The organism is Pseudomonas sp. NPDC078416 (assembly GCF_050268485.1).
Lineage (GTDB): Bacteria > Pseudomonadota > Gammaproteobacteria > Pseudomonadales > Pseudomonadaceae > Aquipseudomonas.
On the sequence record NZ_JBNNGV010000001.1, the window covers coordinates 633604 to 656339 of the forward strand.

The window sequence follows — 22736 nt, forward strand, 5'->3', positions numbered from 1 at the left end:
TTGTTGCAGGAAGCATCACGGATTTTCAGGAGGGGCAATGTGGCACTGTCATTTCTGACAGTAGACGCTGTGCCAGGGTCAAGCATAGGGTTGAGACAGGCCGCTATCGGGGTTCTGCGATTTCAAGCTCAAGCCGCTAACTGCGCCCTAACTGGACTCCCAATCAAGAGCAAGGAGCTGACCATGGACGTGATGACATTAACAGACGAGAATTTTGACAACGACGTGTGGTTATCGCCCCCGGTGGACAAGGGCGGTGCTTTGTCTGTCGTACTGTTCACCAATGGAGTAAAGGCCACTGGCGAGCAGCCCAAGAAAGCAAGCGAGAAGGCAAGCGACCTCCTTGCGAAGTTGGCAACCGATTACAACAACAAGGTGGGGCTGCGTTTTTTTGAGGTCGATTATCGGAGCAATCCGCAAACCGCCCTGCGTTTCAATATTCAGTCCGCGCCGACCTTCCTCTTTCTCCAGATTGAGGAGGTCGTCGGTAGCAATACCAAGGAGTGGCTGAAGGCGAAAATCGACAAGAAGATTGAGTAGAGAGGCATCAGCCCCCTTGGTCTTCAAAACAGAAAATACCGCTGCGCCATTGGCAGCACGTCCGCCGGCTCGCACCACAACAGCACGCCGTCGGCCTTCACCTGATAGGTCTGCGGGTCGACGTCAATGTTCGGCAGGTAGTCGTTGTGGATGAGGTCGGCCTTGGTCACGCTGCGGCAGCCCTTGACCACGCCGATCTGTTTCTTCAGCCCCAGTTGCTCCGGGACCCCGGCATCAAAGGCCGCCTGGCTGATGAAAGTGAGGCTGCTGGCGTGCAGCGAACTGCCGTAGCTGGCGAACATCGGCCGGTAGTGAACCGGTTGCGGGGTCGGGATCGAGGCATTGGCGTCGCCCATCAGGCTGGCGGCAATCGAGCCACCCTTGAGGATCAGCGTCGGTTTCACGCCGAAGAAGGCCGGCCGCCAGAGCACCAGGTCCGCCCATTTACCCACTTCCACCGAGCCCACTTCGTGGCTGATGCCGTGGGTGATCGCGGGGTTGATGGTGTATTTGGCGATGTAGCGCTTGGCGCGGAAGTTGTCGTTGCCTTCGCCGTCACCGGGCAATGCCCCGCGCTGGCGTTTCATTTTGTCGGCGGTCTGCCAGGTGCGCATGATCACTTCGCCGACGCGGCCCATGGCCTGGCTGTCGGAGCTGAGCATCGAGAACGCCCCCAGATCATGAAGGATGTCTTCGGCAGCAATGGTTTCGCGGCGGATGCGGCTTTCGGCGAACGCGACGTCCTCGGCGATGCTCGGGTCCAGGTGATGGCAGACCATCAACATGTCCAGGTGCTCGTCGATGGTGTTGCGGGTGAACGGCCGGGTCGGGTTGGTCGAGCTTGGCAGCACATTGGCGAAGCCGCAGGCCTTGATGATGTCCGGCGCATGACCGCCGCCGGCGCCTTCGGTGTGGTAGGTGTGAATGGTGCGGTTCTTGAACGCCCCCAGCGTGGTTTCGACGAAGCCGGATTCGTTCAGGGTGTCGGTGTGGATTGCCACCTGAACGTCGTACTGATCGGCGACGCTCAGGCAGTTATCGATGGCCGCAGGCGTGGTGCCCCAGTCTTCGTGCAGCTTGAGGCCGATGGCGCCGGCCTTGACCTGCTCTATCAAAGGCTCGGGCAGGCTGACGTTGCCCTTGCCGGTAAAACCGATGTTCATGGGGAACGCTTCGGCGGCCTGCAGCATGCGCATCATGTGCCACTTGCCGGGCGTGACCGTGGTCGCGTTGGTGCCCGTCGCCGGGCCGGTGCCGCCGCCGATCATGGTGGTGACGCCGCTCATCAGCGCCTCTTCGATCTGCTGCGGGCAGATGAAGTGGATGTGCGTGTCGACGCCGCCGGCGGTGAGGATCATGCCTTCGCCGGCGATGACTTCGGTCGCGGCGCCGATGGCGATGGTCACGCCGGGCTGGATGTCCGGGTTGCCGGCCTTGCCGATGGCCGCGATGCGCCCGTCCTTGAGGCCGACGTCGGCTTTGACGATGCCCCAGTGATCGACGATCAGCGCGTTGGTGATCAGCGTGTCGACGACTTCGGCGGCAACGCCCTGGCCCTGGCCCATGCCGTCACGAATGACCTTGCCGCCACCGAACTTCACTTCCTCGCCATAGACAGTGAAATCCTGCTCGACCTCGATCCACAGCTCGGTGTCGGCCAGACGCACACGGTCGCCGACAGTGGGGCCGAACATGTCGGCGTAGGCTTGTCTGGAAATTTTCATGGCGATTCCTTGAATTCATGGATCGTTCCCACGCTCTGCGTGGTAATGGCTCGCTGGACGCTCGGCGTCCGATGTTTGACGCGGAGCGTCAAGGGCTGCATTCCCACGCAGAGCGTGGGAACGATCAGCCGCGATATACCTGTAGGAGCGCGCTTGCCCGCGAATGCGTCGTGTCAGACGACATTGATTTCGGCTACGAAACCGATTCGCGGGCAAGCGCGCTCCTACACAAAAGCAGCGCTACAAATCCCCCATCACCCGCCCGGCAAACCCGAAAACCCGCCGCAACCCGGCCAGGTCCACCAGTTCCACTTCCCGCGCCTGCCCCGGCTCGAAGCGCACGGCGGTGCCGGCCGGGATGTTCAGGCGCATGCCCCGGCTGGCGGCGCGGTCGAAGGTCAGGGCGTCATTCGTCTCGAAAAAATGAAAGTGCGAGCCGACCTGAATCGGCCGGTCACCGCTGTTGGCGACGCTGAGGGTGATGGTACGGCGACCGGCGTTGAGCTCGATGTCGCCCGGCTGGATCTGGTATTCACCAGGAATCATGCGGTTTTCCTCGACAGTAACTTGTAGTAGATGGCCGTGGCCTTGTATTCGCCATCGGGGTTGCAGGCGTAGTCCGGCAGCAGGCCAGACAGCTCGTAACCCAGCGCCCGATAGAAATCCTCGGCATCGGAACCGGCCAGCGTGTCCAGAAACAAAAGCCCGCGCTGATGCTGCTGCGCGGCCTGTTCCACGGCGGTCATCAACTGCGTCGCCAGCCCGCGCCGACGCGCCTGACTGAGCACCAGCAACTTCTGCACCTCGGCGCGGTTCAGGCCATTGGCCTTCTGGCATAGCGCCAGTTGCACCGTCGCCAGCACCTGGTCTTCCTCTGCCACCACCCAGAGCAGCACATTGCCCTGCTCGACTTCGGCCTTGACGCCGTCCCACCACGTGGCGGCCTCTTCAGGAGCGAGATCGGCCATGAACCCGACCGAGGCCCCTTGGCGGACGGCGTCCAGCAACAGCGCCACCAGACCTGAGCGGTAATGCGCGAAGCTTTCTGACGTGACACGGCGTAAGTAGGCGGCATTCATGGGCGAAATCCTTTCAGAATGAACATTCAGGCGACAGGCTTTATGCCGGGCGCTTGCGAGGGTGGAGCAGAGGCGCCAGGCGACAGGTCCAGCTGCATGAGGGTCAGGTCCAGCCAGCGACCGAACTTGGTGCCAACCTGCGGCATTTGCCCGGTGGTGATGAAACCCTCGCGCTCGTGCAGGTGAATGGACGCCGCGTTACCGCTCTCGATGGCCGCAACCATCATGTGCTTGTCGCAGGCGCGGGCGCGTTCGATCAGCGCCTTCATCAGCAGCGGACCCAGGCCGTTGCCCCGCTGATCGGCACGCACGTAAACCGAGTGCTCGACGGTATGGCGAAAGCCTTCGAACGGCCGCCAGTCGCCGAACGACGAATAGCCCAGCACCTGATCGTCGGCGTCGACCACCACCAGAATCGGGTACGCCTGTGCCTGGCGCGCAGCAAACCAGGTTTCGCGGTTGGCGAGATCCACCGGCTGCTCGTTCCAGATTGCCGTGGTGTTGAGGACGGCGTCGTTGTAGATGGCCAGCACGGCCGGCATGTCAGTCAGCAAAGCGTCACGAATCGAATAGGTCATGTTCGTTTCCACGGGTTCCTGTGTGGCTGTTTCGACGGGCATCTCAGGTTCAATGGGCAGTTCAGGCAATCGGCTGATGCACGGTGACCAGCTTGGTGCCGTCCGGAAAAGTGGCCTCGACCTGGATTTCCGGGATCATTTCCGGGATGCCTTCCATCACCTGTTCACGGGTCAGCAGGGTGGTGCCGTAGTGCATGAGGTCGGCAACGGTCTGGCCGTCCCGCGCACCTTCCAGCAGAGCGGCGGAAATGAAGGCCATCGCTTCCGGGTAATTGAGCTTCACACCGCGTGCCAGCCGCCGCTCGGCGACCAGGCCTGCGGTGAAGATCAGCATCTTGTCTTTTTCGCGTGGTGTCAGGTCCATGGGGCTTCCGTTTTTAAGTTCCGAATAGAAAAATCGCTGCAAACTCTGTAGGAGCGTGGCTTGTCCCGCGATCTGACGCGAAGCGGCAGTCATGCCCGTCCTTCGATCTGTCATGAGGGCCGCATTGACCCGTTTTACGACGACTTCGTCGCCGATCGCGGGACAAGCCACGCTCCTACAGATGGCCAGTGTCGTCTAGGTGCTCCAGATCCTCGGTGCCACCGCGTCACGCCCCAACAGGGCAGGGCGCAGCAGTTTCCATAATTCAATCAGCCAGGCCCGCGCGTGCAGCGCCTCGTCCGCCAGGCAACGGGCGATGATCAAACCCGGCAGCTGGCTCAGGTCGCCGCGAACGGGGGAATGTTCGGCCAGCTCGCGGCAGCGCTCCATCAATTCAGCGTCGATTTCCCCGGTCACAATCAGCGTCGCGAACACCGGTTTGCCGCACAGCCCGATGGGTGAATCCAGCAAGCCGTCATTGCCGACGATGCGCTGGCGCTCGTGCCACAACAGCTTGCCGTCGCGCCGGATATCCAGATGCGCCTGGAAGTGGCCCTGATCGAAACGCTCGCCGCTGGCCGGCCGACCCAGCGCAACCACGTCCCAATAGAGCAGCCGGGCATCGCCTTCCAGGTCGATCTGCGTGGTCAGCTCAGCCTTGGCTTCGCTGAAGACAATGCTCTCCTGTGGCAGCCACTCCAGCGTGCCGCCTGCAGCGACTTTGATGTCCAGCTGTTGATAAGCCGGACCCGCCGCGCGGTACCACTTCGCTGCGCCGGGGCTGGTCAATTGCGCCCAGGCATTGGCGCCGACGCTGGCGCTGATGTCCAGCCGATCGCCGCCGGCAATGCCGCCCGGCGGGTGAACGATGATGTGCTGGCAGACCTGCGGGCCTTCGGCGTACAGATGCTTTTGCACCCGCAACGGACCTTTGTGGCGTCGTTGCGTCGGGCGCGTGCTGTCGCCGAAACGCCCATAGGCCAGCTCCAGCTCGGCATGCCAGCTGGGGGTGAACAGGGCGGTGTGGGCGGGAAGATTCATAAGTCGACTATCGTGTTCTCGAAGGTCCGTACCTTAGCTGATCGGCGCATTAAATGGTGACCAGACCCCGGACGCCTTCGGCCTCCATGTTTTCGCCGCGGCCCTGCTGGACGATCTCGCCCCGGGACATAACGATGTACTGATCCGCCAGCTCGGCGGCAAAGTCGTAGAACTGCTCGACCAGCAGGATCGCCATGTCACCCCGGGCGGCGAGCTTTTTGATCACGGCGCCAATCTCCTTGATCACCGAGGGCTGAATGCCTTCGGTGGGCTCGTCGAGAATCAGCAGGCGAGGGCGACTGGCCAGGGCGCGACCGATCGCCAGTTGCTGTTGCTGCCCGCCGGACAGGTCACCGCCGCGACGGTGTTTCATCTGCAGCAACACGGGGAACAGCTCGTAAATGAACGGCGGGACTTCCTTGGCTTCCGAGCCCGGGAATCGCGACAGGCCCATCAACAGGTTTTCCTCAACGGTCAGTCGGCCGAAAATCTCCCGGCCCTGGGGTACGTAGGCGATGCCGGAACGCACGCGCTGGTGGGGCTTGAAACCGGTGATAGGCTTGCCTTCCCACTGCACCACGCCTTCTTTGGCAGGCAGCAGCCCCATCAGCACTTTCAACAGCGTGGTCTTGCCCACGCCGTTACGACCGAGCAGGCACGTGACCTCGCCGACGTTCACATCAAACGACAGGCCCCGGAGGATGTGGCTGCCGCCGTAGTACTGGTGGAGCTTTTCGACTTGGAGCATGGCCAGTTTCTCAAGAAATCCTATGATCGTTCCCACGCTCTGCGTGGTAACGCCGCATCAGACGCTCTGCGTCTGCCTGGTGACGCGGAGCGTCATCGGATGCATTCCCACGCGGAGCGTGGGAACGATCATCGCGAGCAAGCTCACTCCTGCAAGGGGAGCGCATTACCGCCCCAGATACACCTCAATCACCCGTTCATCCGCCTGCACGTCTTCCAGCGATCCTTCCGCCAGCACGCTGCCCTGGTGCAGGACGGTGACGTGGTCGGCGATGGTGCCGACGAACCCCATGTCGTGCTCGACCACCATCAGCGAGTGCTTGCCGGCCAGGCTTTTGAACAGCTCGGCGGTGAATTCGGTTTCGGCGTCGGTCATGCCGGCGACGGGCTCATCGAGCAGCAACAGTTGCGGGTCCTGGACCAGCAACATGCCTATCTCCAGAAACTGCTTCTGGCCGTGGGACAAGAGCCCGGCGGGGCGCGACATCGACGCCGTCAGGCGAATGGTTTCCAGCACCTCGTCGATGCGGTCGCGCTGTTCGCCGTTGAGCTTCGCGCGCAGGCTGGCCCATACCGATTTGTCGGTCTTCTGCGCCAGCTCCAGGTTTTCGAACACGCTCAGCGCTTCGAACACCGTGGGCTTCTGAAACTTGCGACCGATCCCCGCCTGGGCGATTTGCACTTCGCTCATCTTGGTCAGATCAAGGGTTTCGCCGAACCAGGCCTTGCCGTGACTGGGGCGGGTCTTGCCGGTGATCACGTCCATCAGCGTGGTCTTGCCCGCGCCGTTGGGGCCGATGATGCAGCGCAGCTCGCCGACGCGGATGTACAGATTCAGATCATTGAGAGCCTTGAAGCCGTCGAAGCTGACGCTGATGTCTTCCAGGGTCAGGATGGTGCCGTGCAGGGTGTTCAGCCCCTTGCCGGCGGCCTGTCCGAGACCGATGGCGTCGCGGCTGGTGCCGGCATCGCTGTTCGGATCGAGCACCGGATCAAATGCGGGCGTCGGAGTGCTTTTCATTGCTCGCCCCTTTTCTTGATCAGGCCGATCACGCCTTTGGGCAGGTACAGCGTCACCACGATGAACAGCGCGCCGAGGAAGAACAGCCAGTATTCAGGGAAGGCCACGGTGAACCAGCTCTTCATGCCGTTAACCACACCGGCGCCAAGCAGCGGGCCAATCAACGTGCCGCGACCGCCCAGGGCGACCCAGACGGCCGCTTCAATGGAGTTGGTCGGCGACATTTCGCTCGGGTTGATGATGCCGACTTGTGGCACATACAACGCCCCGGCCAGGCCGCACAGCACGGCGCTCAACACCCACACGAACAGCTTGAACCCGCGCGGATCGTAGCCGCAGAACATCAGGCGGTTTTCCGCATCGCGCACGGCGGTCAACACACGACCGAACTTGCTGCGCGCCAGACGCCAGCCGACAAACAGGCTGCCCGCCAGCAACACCACCGTCAGCAGAAACAACGCCGCGCGGGTGCCCTGGGAGGTGATGCTGAACCCCAGAATGCTGCGAAAGTTGGTGAAGCCGTTGTTGCCGCCAAAGCCGGTTTCGTTGCGGAAAAACAGCAGCATGCCGGCGAATGTCAGCGCCTGGGTCATGATCGAGAAGTACACGCCCTTGATCCGCGAGCGGAAGGCGAAGAAGCCGAACACCAGCGCCAGCAACCCCGGCGCCAGCACCACCAGACACATGGCCCAGAGGAAATGCTGCGTGCCGACCCAGTACCACGGCAGTTCTGTCCACGACAGAAAGGTCATGAACGCCGGCAGGCTGTCGCCCGACGCCTCGCGCATCAGGTACATGCCCATCGCATAACCGCCCAGCGCGAAGAACAGTCCGTGGCCGAGGGACAGCAGGCCGGCGTAGCCCCAGACCAGGTCCAGTGCCAGGGCGACGATCGCGTAGCAGAGAATTTTGCCCACCAGCGTCAGCGTGTAGGCCGACACCTGCAGGCCGTTACTTTCAGGCAGCAGGGACAACAACGGCAGGGCGATCAGCAGGGCAAGAATCACCACGCCAACCGCGACCGTGACTTTGGTGCCGGCGCGTTGCGCGGCAGTGACCATCAATGGCTGATTCATCAGTCGATCACCCGTCCTTTGAGTGCGAAGAGGCCTTGCGGACGTTTCTGAATGAACAGAATGATCAGCGCCAGGATCAGGATCTTGCCCAGTACGGCGCCGATCTGCGGTTCGAGGATCTTGTTGGCGATACCCAATCCGAACGCCGCCGTGACGCTGCCGGCCAGTTGACCGACACCGCCGAGCACGACCACGAGGAAGGAGTCGATGATGTAGCTCTGGCCCAGGTCAGGACCGACGTTGCCGATCTGGCTCAGCGCCACACCGCCCAGCCCGGCAATGCCGGAGCCGAGCCCGAAGGCCATCATGTCGATGCGCCCGGTGGGTACGCCGCAGCAGGCGGCCATGTTGCGGTTCTGGGTGACGGCACGCACGTTCAGGCCCAGGCGGGTTTTGTTCAGCAGCAGCCAGGTCAGCACCACGACGAACAGCGCGAAGGCGATGATGACGATCCGGTTCCAGGGCAGCACGAGGTTGGGCAGCACTTGAATGCCGCCCGACAGCCATTCCGGGTTCGCCACTTCGACGTTCTGCGCGCCGAACACCACGCGAATCAGCTGAATCAGCATCAGGCTGATGCCCCAGGTTGCCAGCAGTGTTTCCAGTGGGCGACCGTACAAATGGCGAATGACCGTGCGTTCCAGCGCCATGCCGATGCACGCGGTGACGAAAAACGCGATCGGCAGCGCCACCAGCGGATAAAACTCAAGGGCGCCGGGGGCGTAACGCTGAAACATCATCTGCACGACGTAGGTGGCGTAGGCGCCGAGCATCAGCATCTCGCCGTGGGCCATGTTAATCACGCCCAGCAGACCGAAGGTGATCGCCAGTCCCAGCGCCGCCAGCAACAGGATCGACCCCAGCGACAGCCCGGCGAAGGCTTGCCCGAGGATCTCCCCGATCATCAATTTGCGTTTGACCTGAGCCAGGCTGGTTTCCGCCGCCAGGCGCACGGTGGGGTCGGTTTCAACGTTGGGTTCGAGCAGGGTTTCCAGACGGGTGCGGGCCAGCGGATCACCGGTCTCGCCCAGCAGACGCACAGCGGCGAGCCGAACGGTGGGGCTGACGTCGACCAGTTGCAGATTGGCCAGCGCCAGGGTCAGGGCGGCGTGGACGCTGTCGTCCTGTTCGCTGGCTACTTGTTGCACCAGTAAGGGCAACTGCGCCGGACGGGCGCTTTTTTGCAGGATTTGCGCGGCGGCCAGGCGAACCTTGGGGTCGGCAGCAAGCAGTTGATGGCTGGCCAGCGCGGTGTTGATCAGGCCGCGAAGGCGGTTGTTCAGGCTGATGGCCTGTGGTGCGTCAGGGTTGGGTGCGTCGGCCAGCGCGGGAGCGTTGGGGTCAACGGCGATGAAACTGTCGCCGTTCTGGATAAACGCCCGGTTGCTGCTGTCCGCAGCGACGCGGCCATCCTGCAAGGCAACCAGCAATTCGACACGCGCCGGGTCCGGCCTGGCGGCCCAGGTTTCCAGCAATTGGGCGCGCTCGGCGGAGTCGGCCGCGACAAAGTCGCCGGCATCGCTGGCGTGGGCGGCGAAGGGCAGCCACAGGCACAGCGCGAGAATGAGGTGGTGGAAGTATCTGGGCATATCGAATCCTGGAAGCACCCGCATGACGTAACGTCATGGGTGAAACTCTGTAGGAGCGAGGCTTGTCCCGCGATCGGCGGGGGACCCGTCGTAAAACCTGCAAATGGGGTGTGACAGGTACACCACATGTGATGGATTTACTGCCGCTTCGCGTCAGATCGCGGGACAAGCCACGCTCCTACAGGGGGTGTCGGGCGCTGTGCCCGACAATGTGTCAGTTGCTCTTGACGGCGTAGTCAGGCTTCTTGTCGTTGCCCGGAATGAACGGACTCCACGGCTGGGCGCGAATCGGCTCTTTGGTCTGCCAGACCACGTTGAACTGACCGTCAGCCTTGATCTCGCCGATCATCACCGGCTTGTGCAGGTGGTGGTTAGTCTTGTCCATGGTCAGGGTGAAGCCCGACGGCGCGGCGAAGGTCTGGCCGGCCATGGCTTCGCGGACTTTATCCACATCGGTGGATTTGGCTTTCTCGACCGCTTGCGCCCACATGTGGATACCCACGTAAGTGGCTTCCATCGGGTCGTTGGTCACGGCCTTGTCGGCGTTCGGCAGGTTGTGCGCCTTGGCGTAGGCCTTCCAGTCGGCGACGAACTTGGTGTTGACCGGGTTCTTTACCGATTCGAAGTAGTTCCACGCCGCCAGGTTGCCCACCAAGGGTTTGGTGTCGACGCCGCGCAGTTCTTCTTCGCCGACCGAGAACGCCACCACGGGTACGTCGGTGGCTTTCAGGCCCTGATTGCCCAGCTCTTTGTAGAACGGCACGTTGGAGTCGCCGTTGACCGTGGAAATCACCGCCGTCTTGCCACCCGCTGCGAACTTCTTGATGTTCGACACGATGGTCTGGTAATCACTGTGCCCGAACGGGGTGTAGACCTCTTCGATGTCCTTGTCCGCGACGCCTTTGGAGTGCAGGAACGAGCGCAGAATCTTGTTCGTGGTGCGCGGGTAGACGTAATCGGTGCCCAGTAGGAAGAAGCGCTTGGCCCCGCCGCCGTCTTCGCTCATCAGGTATTCAACTGCCGGAATCGCCTGCTGATTAGGCGCGGCGCCGGTGTAGAACACGTTTGGCGACATCTCTTCGCCTTCGTACTGCACGGGGTAGAACAGCAAGCCGTTCAGCTCTTCGAAGACCGGCAGCACCGACTTGCGCGACACCGAAGTCCAGCAGCCGAACACCACGGCGACCTTGTCCTGGGTTAGCAACTGGCGACCCTTCTCCGCGAACAACGGCCAGTTCGACGCCGGGTCGACCACCACCGGCTCAAGCATCTTGCCGTTGACGCCGCCCTTGGCGTTGATTTCATCGATGGTCATCAGCGCCATGTCCTTGAGCGACGTCTCGGAGATGGCCATGGTGCCGGACAAAGAATGCAGAATGCCGACCTTGATGGTCTCGGCCGCCTGAGCGGTCCAGGTCAAACCCATCGCTGCGATCGATGCAGACAAAGTGAACGCTTTCAGCAAACTACGACGCTTCATTGGCTAGCTCCATTCCTTGATTTTTTTAGATGACGGCGGTTGGCGGTGCAGAGTTGAGTCTACTTAGGCTTTAGCAAACGCTGGGCCAAGGCTTCGCACGTCGCAAAATGGAATGAAAACGTCGCGTGCAGCGGGCGGGTCGCACCAATCTGGGATGTGGCAGGCGTGATGGTGCGTCAGGTGCGCTTATCTGGTGCGGGGTGCCGAGGAGGAAATCGAGAGTGGAAGAGGGGGGGAATGAGGGGCGAAAGCAGGTGCGGAGCCTGAAACCCGAAATGAGGAGGAATTCATCACTAAACCACCCAAAAAAGGTTCCAGGCCCCGCGAGACGCAATCTAAGCTGTTGCCGCCGTTTTGGCAAAGCGCGAACGCACTATTCGATCGAGCAGCCACACCGCCAGCATCGAAACCCCCACCAGCGGGAACGCCACACCCAGTACGATCATCACCGCAGTAGCGGTTTTCCAGCGCGGCAGGTCATGGCGCAACGGCGGAACACCGAATCCGTTATGCGGGCGACGCTTCCACCAGATCACGATGCCGCTCACCGAACTCAGCAGCACCATCAGGCAGATGAACAGAATCAGCAGCTGGTTTACCCATCCATACATCTTGCCTTCGTGCAGCATCACGCCCAGTTCGGTGGCTTTGGACACGGTGCTGTAGTCGCTGTACCGCACGTCCGCCAGTACCTTGCCGCTGTACTGATCGACATGCAGCGTGGCGTCATTGCGCGGGTCGTCGGCGAACACGGAAACGGTGAACACGCCGTCGGCGGTTTTCGGTGGGGTAACGCTGTAGCCCGGCTCGATGTTTCGCGCCTTGGCGATGTCGACCACTTGCTGCAGGGAGATGCCCGGCGCTGCGGGAGCGCTGGACATGTGCGCGTGACTCATGTGCTCGGCATGATCCCCGGATGACACCGGCATCGGCGTGTTTTCCATGGCCCACGGTACGGTTTGCACGCTGGCGCTGTTGAGAGTGCCGGCCTGTTTGTCCGACTTGGGTACGTCATTCCACATGGCCGCCGGAAAGGTGTTCCACACGTCGGCGTACATTTTTCCCCACATGCCGGTCCAGGTCATGCCGCTCAGTAACATGAACAGCAGCGCCACCGAACCCCAGAACCCGGTCACCGCGTGCAGGTCGCGCCAGAGAATGCGGCCTCGCGCGCTGATGCGCGGCCAGAGTACGCCGGCCGGCGAACGCCCTCGCGGCCACCACAGATACACGCCGGAAACCACCAGCACGATGCCCCAGCCAGCGGCCAGTTCCACCAGCCGATCACCGACGGTGCCAATCATCAGTTCGCCATGCAGCTCGCGCGCGATGGCTTGCAGGTTTTGCTTCGCGTCCTGGCTGCCGAGCACCGTGCCGCTGTACGGATCGATGAACACGTTCACGTCGCGGCCGTCGTTCTTGACCACGAACTGCGCGCTGCCCACGGCATTCAGCGGCGGCAGGTATTTGCTCACCTGCGCCTGTGGATAAGCCGTCAGCACGCGCTTTTGCAGGTCATCGGCACTGAGTGCGTGGTGTGCGGGTGTGACCGTCAGCAAGTCGCTGTACATCAGCGCGTCGAGTTGCGGCTTGAACAGATAAATAATCCCGGTGACTGCCAGCAGGATCATGAAGGGCGCGACGAACAGGCCGGCATAGAAATGCCATCGCCACGCCAGGTTGTAGAAAGACACATTCGGTTTGGACATGGTGCAACGCTCCCGTCAGGGAAAAACACGGCGCAACGCGCTGACGGCCGGAGGAGCCGTCAGCGGGTACGAGTCAAATTGTGGTGTTCAGGCGACTGACGAGAGAGGCGGGGCGCGACTGCGGGCGTTGGGGAAGACGTTGCGCTGAGCGTGGCCGAGTTGCGTGGCCTCGTTGTAGAAGTCGGCGGGTCTGGGCGGGACGGGAGCCAGGACGGCGACGGTTTTGGTCAGCGCCGGGCAACTGAATAGCAGCGTGCAATACCCGCACTTGGCCCAGATGACGTGATCGGCGCCGGCGTCCAGTTCTGCCTTGGCGTGGCCGCTGTGTTCGCCCGCGCCCATGTCCATCGACGCCGACATGTCCATTTCGCCGTGCATCGACATCGACATGGATGTCGGCGCAGGCATTGCCATGCCGCTGTGATGCTCCATCGGCATGGATTGCGAAATCAGCGGGCCGATGAAAATCATCAGCATGGCGAACAGGCTCAGCCAGGCGCCCTGCGAGTGACGAGGGGCGTGGGCTGATCGGGTGCGATTCGCGGGCGGACGGTTCAAGGGGGTGGCGTCGGAATTCGGCGGGTCAGTGGGCGTGGGCCGGGGCGGCAGCGTCGGGTGGCTGTTTCAATACCATCACCTCAACGGTCAGGTCGCCGGCTTTCTTAAAGTGCAGGGTGAGGGGGAAGCTCTGCCCGTCGATGAGTCGGGCACGGTCTTTCAGATCCAGCAGCATCACGTGATAGGCCATGGGCGCGAAGGTCACGGTGCCGCCGGCAGGGATGGCCACCGTCTCGACGTGCTGCATTTTCATCAGGCCGTCCTTGCTGATGTGCTCATGCAACTGGGCGGCACCGGCGATGGGGCTGTCGACCGCTTCCAGTCTGTCGGCGTCAGCGCCGCTATTGCTGATCACAAAATAGGCAGCGACGGTGGGCGCGTTGGGCGGCAGTGCCATGGACCATGGCTGCGCGACGCTCAGTTGGCCCTTGGTGTAATCCTGGGCTTCAACGAAACCCGCTGGCAGCGCAAGGGCAATCAGCAGGAGGATTTTGTTCAGCATCAACGCAGGTCTCCGGTTCATTCAGGTAGGCCACGGCACGATCTGTAAATCAGACCCGGGGTGATGCGTGGGGATTGCGTTCAGGCCAGTGCTGACGGGGCGGCGCGCGGAGCACCAGTACCGCGACAGGGAAACGCACCGGTTCGACAAGGGCGAACAAGCCAAAACCGATGCTGGTCGGCACTGCAACCAGTGGCATGGCGTTTGTGCAGCAGGCGCAGTGCTGCATGAACGCGATGTCGGGATGGTGGGGCGTTTGTCTGTCGATGACTTCAACGGGCGTCATGGCCAGTCGTGACGCAGTGCCGGTGCAGCCGCTTCCCCACACCAGCCGCTCACCCTCGGGGCGCGGCATGGTCGGCGTCATCGGCATCGCCAGCACGCCGAACAACAACGCAAAACAGGCCACCCAGGCAAACGCCCTGCGTCGCTTCTGCGTGATGATTTGATCTTGTTGTTTTTTCATGTCGGCCATTTAGCCTGATCGGCCGCCAGATGTAAAAAGCCCGCCCGCGACGTTACGTCGCGGGGCGGGTTTGGTTCAGCAGGGGTTCAGCAGGGGTTCAGGCGGTGGAGGCGTGGAGTTTCAGGCCAAGGGCTTTGATGACCTTCATGATGGTGGCGAATTCGGGGTTGCCGCCTCTGCCTAATGCCTTGTATAGACTTTCGCGGCCTAAACCCGTGTCGCGTGCAATCTGCGTCATCCCATATGCGCGCGCAATGTCTTTCAGGGCCCGTCGGACTAGCATGCCGTCACCGGTGTCCTCATCGAGACAGGCATCTAGATAGCCTGCCATGTCTTCAACCGTCTCCAAATATTCCGCTGCGTCGAACGGTTTGAACTCTTCTTTCATCATTGTTCCCTCGCCCTGAGGCGTTCCGCAAAACACACGGGAAGGTATACCGGAGAGCACATTTCCGATGTCAGTCAAGTCAGACGGTGAAGTCGGACCGATCCGCAACCCCGGACGATTTTTTGGCATTTCAGACCTGCGTCAGCCACCGCCCTGCAACGCCTCCAGCACCTCACCCACACTCCAGAAGGCCCGATCCACCTCCGGCAGCACCGGCCGCTTCAACACCAGCACCGGCACCCCGCGCTCCCTCGCCACTTCCAGCTTCGGCTCGGTCGCTGTGCCGCCGCTGTTCTTGCTGATAAGGACGTCGATGTTGCGACTCTCGAACAGCTCGCGTTCATCCTCCAGCCGGAAAGGGCCGCGCGCGCCGATCACTTCGCAGCGTTCGTTGCCGGGATAGACGTCCAGAGCCCGCAGCGTCCAGAACTGATGGACAGGAATCTCGTGCAGATGCTGCAAAGGTTCGCGGCCCAAGGTGAACAGGGGGCGTCGAAAGGGGGCGAGGGCGGCGATTAATTCTGCCCAGTCCGCGACTTCGCGCCAGTCATCGTCCGGACCCGCCTGCCACGCCGGTCGACGCAATGCCCAGCAGGGAACACCGGTCAGCTTTGACGCCGTGACAGCGTTCTGGCTCATCTGCGCAGCATAAGGGTGCGTCGCGTCCAGGATCAGATCGATGCCCGTTTGCTGTACGAAGTTTGCTAACCCTTCAGCGCCGCCGAACCCGCCCACACGGACTTCGCAGCGCAAGTCGGTGGGCACGCGACCCACGCCCGCCAGGCTGTAAACGTGCTGAGGCCCCAGCGTGCGAGCGATCGCCAGTGCGTCGGTCACGCCGCCGAGCAGCAGCACGCGTTTCATGGTGTGTGGTTTCAAACAAAACCTCCCGCGTGGCCGACGATCCCGCCCTGTCGGTCGATGGCAAAAACCTCCACCTGAACCTGCGCCGGCACCACACTTTGGGCGAAATTCAGCGCGTGCTGACAGACTGCATCACCTAGCGCGATGCCGACGGCGGAGGCCATGGCCAGCGCTTGCTGACTGGTGTTGGCCTCGCGAATGCTTTGCTGCAGCGTAGCGTCAGCGCCCACATCGGCCGCCCATCGCGCAAGTTGGTCCAGATCGATACTGGAGTGGCGGCTGTGCAGGTCCATGTGGCCGGCCGCCAGCTTGCTGATCTTGCCGAAACCGCCGCAGACACTGAGCCGCTCCACCGGGGTTTTACGCAGGTGCTTGAGCACAGCGCCCACAAAATCCCCCATCTCGATCAGCGCAATATCGGGGATCTGATACACACGACGCATCGTGTCTTCACTGGCGTTGCCGGTGCAGGCGGCGATGTGCTGGTAACCGTTGGTGCGCGCAACATCGATGCCCTGGTGGATCGACGCGATGTACGCTGCGCAGGAAAAGGGCCGGACGATGCCGCTGGTGCCCAGAATCGACAGCCCGCCGAGAATCCCCAGCCTCGGGTTCATGGTTTTCAATGCCAGCGCGCTGCCGTTTTCGACGCAGACCGTCACTTCAAACCCGCCGCCATAGCCGACCTCCCGGGCCAGTTGCATGAGGTGTTCGGCCATCATCCTGCGCGGCACCGGATTGATCGCCGGCTCGCCGACACCCAACACCAGACCCGGGCGGGTGACGGTGCCGACGCCTTCGCCCGCAACAAAACGTACGCCCGGCTCAGCGATCAGCCTGACCTGTGCAGACACCAGCGCGCCGTGGGTAACGTCGGGGTCATCCCCGGCATCCTTGAGCGTGCCGGCTTCGGCGCCGTTTGCAGTCAGGCGGCAGAATTCCAGGCGCATCTGCACGCACTTGCCTTTGGGCAGCGTGATTTCTATTGCATCGTTGGTTTCGCCGGCCAGCAGCAGGCGCGCGGCGGCAAGGGACGTCGCCGTGGCGCAGCTGCCAGTGGTCAAGCCGCTGCGCAACGGCGCGGGCTGTTCGGCGGTTTCGTCGCGCATCAGGGTTTGATCGCTTCGAGCAGGGTAATCGGCAGCGCCTGACGCCAGGTGTCGAACTCGCCCAGCGGCTTGGCATGGGCCAAGTGAATACGGGTCAGTTCTCCGCCGTATTGCTCGCGCCAGTTCACCAGCATCGCTTCGCTTTGCAGCGTGACGGCATTGGCGACCAGTCGCCCTCCGGGCCTCAGGTTCTGCCAGCAGGCGCGCAGCACACCTTCGCGGGTGACGCCGCCGCCGATGAAGATCGCGTCAGGTTGCTCAAGGCCCTCAAGCGCATCCGGCGCACGGCCGCGAATCAGCTGAAGGCCGGGCACGCCCAGCGCATCGCGGTTGAATTCGATCAAGTGCTGCCGGCCCTCATCGGCCTCGACCGCGATGGCGCGGCAGGTCGGGTGCGCGCGCATCCACTCGATGCCGATTGAGCCGCAGCCTGCGCCCACGTCCCACAGCAATTCACCGGGAACGGGCGCGAGACGGGCCAGCGTAATCGCGCGCACGTCGCGCTTGGTCAGCTGACCGTCATGCCGGAACGCCTCGTCAGGCAGACCGCCCAGTGGCGAGAGGCGCAGCGCATCGGGCTGTGCGCGGCATTCGATGGCGACCAGGTTCAGCGCCGCGATGCCCGTGGCATTCCACTCGCCGGCGGTGCCTTCGATCTGTCGCTCGGCGCTGCCGCCCAAGTGTTCGAGGACGATCATGCGGCTCGGGCCAAACCCGCGTTCGCGGAGCTGTGCCGCGATGGCCGCCGGGCTGGAACCGTCATTGCTCAGCACCAGCAGGCGCAGGCCGTGTTGCAGCTGGGCGTTCAATGCAGCAACCGGACGGGCGACGACCGACAGCGTGACCACGTCTTGCAACGCCCAGCCCAGACGGGCCGCCGCCAGCGAATAGGAAGACGGCGCGGGAATCACCCGCATCTCATCGAAGGGGACGTGTTTCGACAGGCTCGCGCCGACGCCGAACAACATAGGGTCGCCGCTGGCGAGTACGCAGACCGGGGCGCCGCGTTGCTCCAGCACCGGGCTCAGGGAAAACGGGCTCGGCCATGGGCGCTGCTCGGCCTGAATGCACGGCGGCAGCAATGCCAGCTGCCGCGCGCCGCCGAACACCTGCCGCGCCTGCAGCAGCGCGTGCCGAGCGTTTCGGCCCAGACCTTTATAGCCGTCCTCACCGATTCCCACGACTGTCAGCCACGGTGACATGAATTGCCCTCAACCCGATTGCGTGCAACAGGCCCGCCCGCTCGGCCTGTGAAAGTGGCCGGCATGATACCGCGCCGGCGGGCCCGGTTCGTATGGCTTTGTGAATCCGACAGAGCGTCTTTTCATGGCGACGGCCAAAGCAGGCATAATACGGCCCCTGTAACTTTTCGTTTCTCTACGCGTCCGCGCCGTTCGCACCAGGTGATCCATTGACCGAGCCGTTGTCCGCTCGCCCATCCGCTACGCCCATACGCCCCTCGGCTTGTCCGGGGTTGCTGCGTATCGTCCCGGCGCTGGACGGTGGCATCTGCCGGATCAAGCTGCCGGGCGGGGTGCTTTCAGCGGAACAGGCGTTGGCGGTGGCAGACGCCGCCGAGCGGTTCGCCGGCGGCGTGATCGAGGCGACCAATCGCGGCAATCTGCAGATTCGTGGCATTGGTGCTGACCATGACGGGCTGATTGCCAGCCTGCTTGGCGCCGGACTGGGGCCAAGCAACCCGGCCAGCGACGACGTACGCAACCTGATGCTCAGCCCGACCGCAGGACTCGATCCGCAGCAGCTGCTCGACGTGCGTCCGCTGGCCGGGCAGATTCTGCATTCCCTCGAGCACCACCCGCGTTTCCATGAGCTGTCGCCCAAATTCGCGCTGTCCTTGGACGGTGGCGAGGGACTGGCGATGCTTGAGCATCCCCATGATCTCTGGCTGTCTGCAGTGCAGGTCGATGGCCGGACGCTGCTCGGATTCGGGCTGGCAGGTTGTCCGGCCAGTGATTCGCCAGTGGCAGCCATTGCGCCGGAAGCGGCGCACGCGCTGGTCGTTGCGGTGCTGGAAACCTTTCTGGATCTCGCTCGCCCCGAACAGACGCGCATGCGTGATCTGTTGAAAGATATGCCCGTCGCCCGATTCCTCGAACACGTCGCCGCGCGTTTGCCGCAGCCATTCGTGGTTGATCAAAAAGTAACCGAGTGGCGGCGCGAGCCGATCCGGTCTTTTGCGCATATCGGCACGTACTCCCAGGCAACGGCCGGCGTCGTGGCCGTGGGCGCGGGCGTGCCGTTGGGGCGTTTGCGGCCGTCCATGTTGCGTGAAGCCGGCCGATTGGCGACTGCGTTTGGCGACGGCCAGCTGTGCATGACCCCGTGGCAAAGCGTGATGCTGCGCAATGTCCCGGCAGACAAGTCGGCGGTCGTGATGGAGGGCCTGGGGCAGGCGGGCTTGCTCGTCGATGCCGCTCAATCCCTGTCGAAGATTGTCGCTTGCACCGGCTCCGCAGCCTGCGCTAAAGGGCTGGCCGACACCAAGGCCGACGGGCTGCTTCTGGCCGCACTGTTGCAAGAAAACGCCATCAGTCGCGCGGTGCACCTGACCGGCTGCACGCGTTCGTGCGCTGCTGCGCACATGATGCCGGTGACCTTGCTGGCAGCGTCGCCCGGTCGTTACGACCTTTATTTTCGTCATGCAGAAATGTCCGGATTCGGCGATCTGCATGCACGTGACCTCACTATTGAAGCAGTCAGCGCGTTACTGAACGCCGACTCACGGAGCAACACCGATGATTGATTACATCCGCGACGGCCAGGAGATCTACCGCAACTCCTTCGCGATCATTCGTGCCGAAGCCCGGCTCGATTCCATCCCGGCCGACCTGGAAAAACTCGCCGTACGGGTGATTCATGCCTGCGGCATGGTCGATGCGGTCGAGGGCCTGCGCTTTTCGCCGGGCGCGGGCACGGCAGGTCGCCGCGCGCTGGCGGCCGGTGCACCGATCCTGTGTGACGCGCACATGGTCGCCGAAGGGGTTACGCGCACGCGCCTGCCCGCCAATAATCAGGTGATCTGCACCCTGAAGAACGAGCGTGTGCCCGAGATGGCGCGGGAGCTGGGCAACACCCGCTCGGCCGCAGCGCTGGAGCTGTGGCGCCCGCATCTGGAAGGGGCGGTCGTGGTGATCGGCAACGCGCCCACCGCGCTGTTCTATCTGCTGGAAATGCTCGACGCCGGTGCGCCGAAACCCGCGCTGATCCTGGGTTTCCCGGTGGGCTTTGTCGGCGCCGCTGAATCCAAGGACATGCTCGCTGCCGACAGTCGCGGCGTGCCTTACGTGATCATGCAGGGCCGTCGCGGCGGCAGCGCCATGGCGGCGGCGGCGGTCAACTCACTCGCCACGGAGATCGAATGATGGCACCACGCGGTCGACTGATTGGCCTGGGCGTGGGGCCGGGTGATCCGGAACTCATTACCGTCAAGGCGCTGCGCCTGCTGCGCGAGTCGCCGGTGGTCGCGTACTTCGTCGCCAAGGGCAAGAAGGGCAACGCGTTCGGCATCATTGAAGGCCATTTGCAGCAGGCTCAAACCCTGATGCCGCTGGTGTACCCGGTGACCACGGAGGCTTTGCCCGTTCACCTGTCTTACGAGCAAGTGATCAGCGATTTCTACGACCGCAGCAGCGCCGATGTGGCGGCGCACCTGGACGCGGGACGCGATGTGGCGGTGATCTGCGAAGGCGACCCGATGTTCTATGGGTCCTACATGTACCTCCACGATCGTCTGGCCGATCGCTACGAAGCCGAAGTGATTCCCGGCGTCTGTTCGATGCTCGGCGGCGCTTCGGTATTGGGTGCGCCGCTGGTGTACCGCAATCAGAGCCTGTCGGTGCTGTCCGGCGTGTTGTCCGCCGAGGAACTCAAGCGCAAGCTTGAAGACGCCGACGCTGCGGTGATCATGAAGCTGGGGCGCAACCTCCCGAAAGTGCGTCAGGTGCTGGTGGAAACCGGTCTGGCAGAGCGTGCGCTGTACGTCGAGCGCGCGACCATGGCCAACCAGAAGATCGTGCCGCTGGCCGAGGTCGACCCGATGTCGTCGCCGTATTTCTCGCTGATCATTGTCCCCGGCGAACGGTGGCAAGGCTGATGGGCACAACCAACATCAAGGCCCCGGCGATTGTCATTCTCGGCAAAGGCGCGCTGACGACGGCGCGACGCATTCAGCAGCGGTACCCCCAAGCGCTGATTTACGGGCTGGCCGAACGTGTCGATGACGTCGACCGCAGCTATTCGGAATTTGGTGCGACGCTGCGCCGGCTGTATCAGCAAGACACGCCGATCATCGCGCTGTGCGCAGCGGGTATCGTCATCCGCACGCTGGCGCCGGTGTTGCTGGAGAAGGGCGTGGAGCCGCCGGTCCTGGCTGTCGCTGAAGATGGCAGCGCAGTCGTGCCGCTGCTGGGCGGACTGGGCGGCGTCAACGTCATGGCCCGGGAAATCGCGGCCGCGCTGAACACCGCAGCGGCCATCACCACCAGCGGTGAGCTGCGATTCGGCACCTGCCTGCTTAATCCTCCCGCCGGCTATGCACTGGGCGATCTAGAGCTGGGCAAGCGCTTCGTCAGCGACTTGCTGTCGGGTGAAAGCGTGCGCGTCGAGGGCGCGGCGCCGTGGTTGGCTCAGGCGCAGTTGCCTGAAGATGATCAGGCGCAGTTGGCGATTCACGTCGGTTACGCCGAGCGCGAGCCCAGCGATCACGAGCTGCTGATCTATCCGCGCAATGTGCTGGTAGCGCTAAGCGGAGATCTGCCTGATCCCGCCGAGGCGGTAAAAAACGCGCTCCACGACTCGCGCATTGCCGTGCAGGCGCTGGGCTGTTTACTGGCCAGCAAAGCCGAGATGGCCAATCCTGCGCTGCACGCTGCAGCCGAAGCGCTGAGCGTACCGTTGCGTTTTACCGCCGCCGGTACGCCCGCCGAAATGACCCAGCAGGTATTGCCGCAACTGTTGCCACCGCTGACGCCAGCGGCGGGCGTTGCCATCGCTGTCGCGCCACAGCCTTTGGATGTTCCACAGATCGGCTGTGGACGTGGGCGGCTGGCAGTCATCGGCCTCGGCCCGGGCGCAACCGACTTCATGATCCCCGCCGTAAAAGCCGAGCTGGCGCGCGCCAACGATGTACTCGGCTATGAAACTTACGTGCGCATGGCCGGGCCTTTCCGCGCCGACCAAGTGCTGCACTGCACCGACAACCGTGAAGAAATGCTGCGCGCCCGCCATGCGTTCGAGCTGGCCACTGAAGGGCGCTCGGTGGTGGTGGTTTCCTCGGGTGATCCCGGCGTTTTTGCCATGGCCGCTGCGGTGCTGGAAGCGCTGCATGAGTCGGACAACCCCGACTGGCACCGGGTGGACTTGCACATACTGCCGGGCGTGTCGGCGTCGCTGGCAACCGCGGCGCTGGCGGGGGCGCCGTTGGGTCACGACTTCTGCGTGATGTCCCTGTCGGACAACCTCAAGCCCTGGGAGATCATCGAGAAGCGCCTCGATCTCGCCTGTCAGGCCGATCTGGCCCTGGCGTTCTACAACCCGATTTCGCGCTCCCGGCCCTGGCAGTTGGGGCGCGCGCTGGAAATCGTACGGCAGCATCGCGGCGCGGAAACCCCGGTGACCCTGGGGCGGGATGTGGGTCGGCCCGCGCAGACGTTGCGGGTCCTTACCCTCGGCGAGCTGACGCCGGAGCACGTCGACATGCGCACCATGGTGTTGGTGGGGTCGTCGTTGACCTGCGTGTTCCCGCGCGCCAATGGGCAGTCGTGGGTCTACACACCGCGCTGGTATGGCGCCAAGCCGGCGTGAGCGACTCTGCGGTTTGCGCTGTGGGATCGGTCTTATAGGTGACGCAGCCGTGTCTGCGAGTAGACGGCGACACCGGGT

Annotated in this window: 24 protein-coding genes; 5 read left to right on the forward strand and 19 right to left on the reverse strand. The window is 63.1% G+C overall.

Translation table 11 applies throughout. From position 1 onward, the window contains the following. The first annotated feature begins 183 nt into the window (after positions 1-183). Entirely contained in the window at positions 184-540 is a 357-nt protein-coding gene (locus tag ACQKEN_RS02795; protein WP_427683487.1) for a thioredoxin family protein, read from the forward strand. A gap of 23 nt (positions 541-563) precedes the next feature. Here ACQKEN_RS02795 and ureC read toward each other — a convergent pair whose 3' ends face one another. The 19 genes from ureC to cbiE form a co-directional block, all read right to left on the reverse strand. After that, positions 564-2264: an urease subunit alpha gene (gene ureC, locus ACQKEN_RS02800; RefSeq protein ID WP_427683489.1), complete on the reverse strand. Its 1701-nt coding sequence runs from the start codon at positions 2262-2264 to the stop codon at positions 564-566. A gap of 240 nt (positions 2265-2504) precedes the next feature. Further along, positions 2505-2810, reverse strand: coding sequence for an urease subunit beta (locus tag ACQKEN_RS02805; protein ID WP_282367808.1), 306 nt, complete (start codon positions 2808-2810; stop codon positions 2505-2507). After that, positions 2807-3343, reverse strand: coding sequence for an N-acetyltransferase family protein (locus ACQKEN_RS02810; protein ID WP_427683492.1), 537 nt, complete (start codon positions 3341-3343; stop codon positions 2807-2809). The genes ACQKEN_RS02805 and ACQKEN_RS02810 overlap by 4 nt, the downstream gene beginning before the upstream one ends. 26 nt (positions 3344-3369) lie before the next feature. After that, on the reverse strand, positions 3370-3921 hold the full coding sequence (locus ACQKEN_RS02815) for an N-acetyltransferase family protein (protein WP_427683494.1): 552 nt from the start codon (positions 3919-3921) through the stop codon (positions 3370-3372). A 61-nt stretch (positions 3922-3982) separates the two neighbouring features. After that, the gene (locus ACQKEN_RS02820; RefSeq protein ID WP_020293711.1) at positions 3983-4285 is read right to left on the reverse strand and encodes an urease subunit gamma; all 303 of its coding nucleotides are present in this window, start codon (positions 4283-4285) and stop codon (positions 3983-3985) included. Between the two features lie 195 nt (positions 4286-4480). Further along, positions 4481-5326 carry an urease accessory protein UreD gene (locus tag ACQKEN_RS02825; RefSeq protein ID WP_427683496.1) on the reverse strand — a complete coding sequence of 282 codons (846 nt, stop codon included), beginning with the start codon at positions 5324-5326 and terminating at the stop codon, positions 4481-4483. Between the two features lie 49 nt (positions 5327-5375). Next, entirely contained in the window at positions 5376-6074 is a 699-nt protein-coding gene (urtE, locus tag ACQKEN_RS02830) for an urea ABC transporter ATP-binding subunit UrtE (protein WP_427683498.1), read from the reverse strand. 165 nt (positions 6075-6239) lie between these two features. Next, the gene (gene urtD / locus ACQKEN_RS02835) at positions 6240-7094 is read right to left on the reverse strand and encodes an urea ABC transporter ATP-binding protein UrtD (RefSeq protein ID WP_427683500.1); all 855 of its coding nucleotides are present in this window, start codon (positions 7092-7094) and stop codon (positions 6240-6242) included. Next, entirely contained in the window at positions 7091-8170 is a 1080-nt protein-coding gene (gene urtC / locus ACQKEN_RS02840) for an urea ABC transporter permease subunit UrtC (RefSeq protein ID WP_427683502.1), read from the reverse strand. Before urtC ends, urtD begins: the two co-directional genes overlap by 4 nt. Then, the gene (gene urtB / locus ACQKEN_RS02845) at positions 8170-9759 is read right to left on the reverse strand and encodes an urea ABC transporter permease subunit UrtB (protein WP_427683504.1); all 1590 of its coding nucleotides are present in this window, start codon (positions 9757-9759) and stop codon (positions 8170-8172) included. Before urtB ends, urtC begins: the two co-directional genes overlap by 1 nt. Before the next feature lie 214 nt (positions 9760-9973). Beyond that, positions 9974-11239, reverse strand: coding sequence for an urea ABC transporter substrate-binding protein (gene urtA / locus ACQKEN_RS02850; protein ID WP_074890415.1), 1266 nt, complete (start codon positions 11237-11239; stop codon positions 9974-9976). A gap of 335 nt (positions 11240-11574) precedes the next feature. Beyond that, on the reverse strand, positions 11575-12948 hold the full coding sequence (locus ACQKEN_RS02855; RefSeq protein WP_427683506.1) for a PepSY-associated TM helix domain-containing protein: 1374 nt from the start codon (positions 12946-12948) through the stop codon (positions 11575-11577). 87 nt (positions 12949-13035) lie between these two features. Beyond that, positions 13036-13506, reverse strand: coding sequence for a DUF2946 domain-containing protein (locus ACQKEN_RS02860; RefSeq protein WP_427683508.1), 471 nt, complete (start codon positions 13504-13506; stop codon positions 13036-13038). Between the two features lie 25 nt (positions 13507-13531). Continuing rightward, positions 13532-14008, reverse strand: a complete 477-nt coding sequence (locus ACQKEN_RS02865; protein ID WP_427683510.1) for a copper chaperone PCu(A)C — start codon at positions 14006-14008, stop codon at positions 13532-13534. Positions 14009-14057: 49 nt separating this feature from the next. After that, a complete protein-coding gene (locus ACQKEN_RS02870; RefSeq protein WP_427683511.1) occupies positions 14058-14474 on the reverse strand; it encodes a DUF2946 domain-containing protein in 417 nt (138 codons plus the stop codon). Positions 14475-14571: 97 nt separating this feature from the next. Further along, positions 14572-14862 carry an addiction module antidote protein gene (locus ACQKEN_RS02875; RefSeq protein ID WP_427683512.1) on the reverse strand — a complete coding sequence of 97 codons (291 nt, stop codon included), beginning with the start codon at positions 14860-14862 and terminating at the stop codon, positions 14572-14574. A gap of 141 nt (positions 14863-15003) precedes the next feature. Further along, entirely contained in the window at positions 15004-15726 is a 723-nt protein-coding gene (locus ACQKEN_RS02880) for a cobalt-precorrin-6A reductase (protein ID WP_427683802.1), read from the reverse strand. 11 nt (positions 15727-15737) lie between these two features. Then, positions 15738-16835 (reverse strand): cobalt-precorrin-5B (C(1))-methyltransferase, encoded by a 1098-nt coding sequence (locus tag ACQKEN_RS02885; RefSeq protein WP_427683513.1) that lies wholly within the window; start codon positions 16833-16835, stop codon positions 15738-15740. Beyond that, complete coding sequence (gene cbiE / locus ACQKEN_RS02890) at positions 16835-18037, reverse strand: precorrin-6y C5,15-methyltransferase (decarboxylating) subunit CbiE (RefSeq protein WP_427683514.1); 1203 nt, start codon at positions 18035-18037, stop codon at positions 16835-16837. The genes ACQKEN_RS02885 and cbiE overlap by 1 nt, the downstream gene beginning before the upstream one ends. Before the next feature lie 209 nt (positions 18038-18246). On the opposite strand from cbiE, the gene cobG reads away from it, so the two are divergent. The 4 genes from cobG to cobJ are packed head-to-tail and all read left to right on the forward strand — an operon-like array spanning position 18247 to position 22658. Continuing rightward, positions 18247-19599 (forward strand): precorrin-3B synthase, encoded by a 1353-nt coding sequence (gene cobG, locus ACQKEN_RS02895; protein WP_427683515.1) that lies wholly within the window; start codon positions 18247-18249, stop codon positions 19597-19599. Continuing rightward, complete coding sequence (locus ACQKEN_RS02900; RefSeq protein WP_108119017.1) at positions 19592-20218, forward strand: precorrin-8X methylmutase; 627 nt, start codon at positions 19592-19594, stop codon at positions 20216-20218. The genes cobG and ACQKEN_RS02900 overlap by 8 nt, the downstream gene beginning before the upstream one ends. Beyond that, complete coding sequence (locus ACQKEN_RS02905) at positions 20218-20949, forward strand: precorrin-2 C(20)-methyltransferase (protein WP_427683804.1); 732 nt, start codon at positions 20218-20220, stop codon at positions 20947-20949. The genes ACQKEN_RS02900 and ACQKEN_RS02905 overlap by 1 nt, the downstream gene beginning before the upstream one ends. Then, on the forward strand, positions 20949-22658 hold the full coding sequence (gene cobJ / locus ACQKEN_RS02910) for a precorrin-3B C(17)-methyltransferase (protein WP_427683517.1): 1710 nt from the start codon (positions 20949-20951) through the stop codon (positions 22656-22658). The genes ACQKEN_RS02905 and cobJ overlap by 1 nt, the downstream gene beginning before the upstream one ends. Positions 22659-22736: the final 78 nt, after the last annotated feature.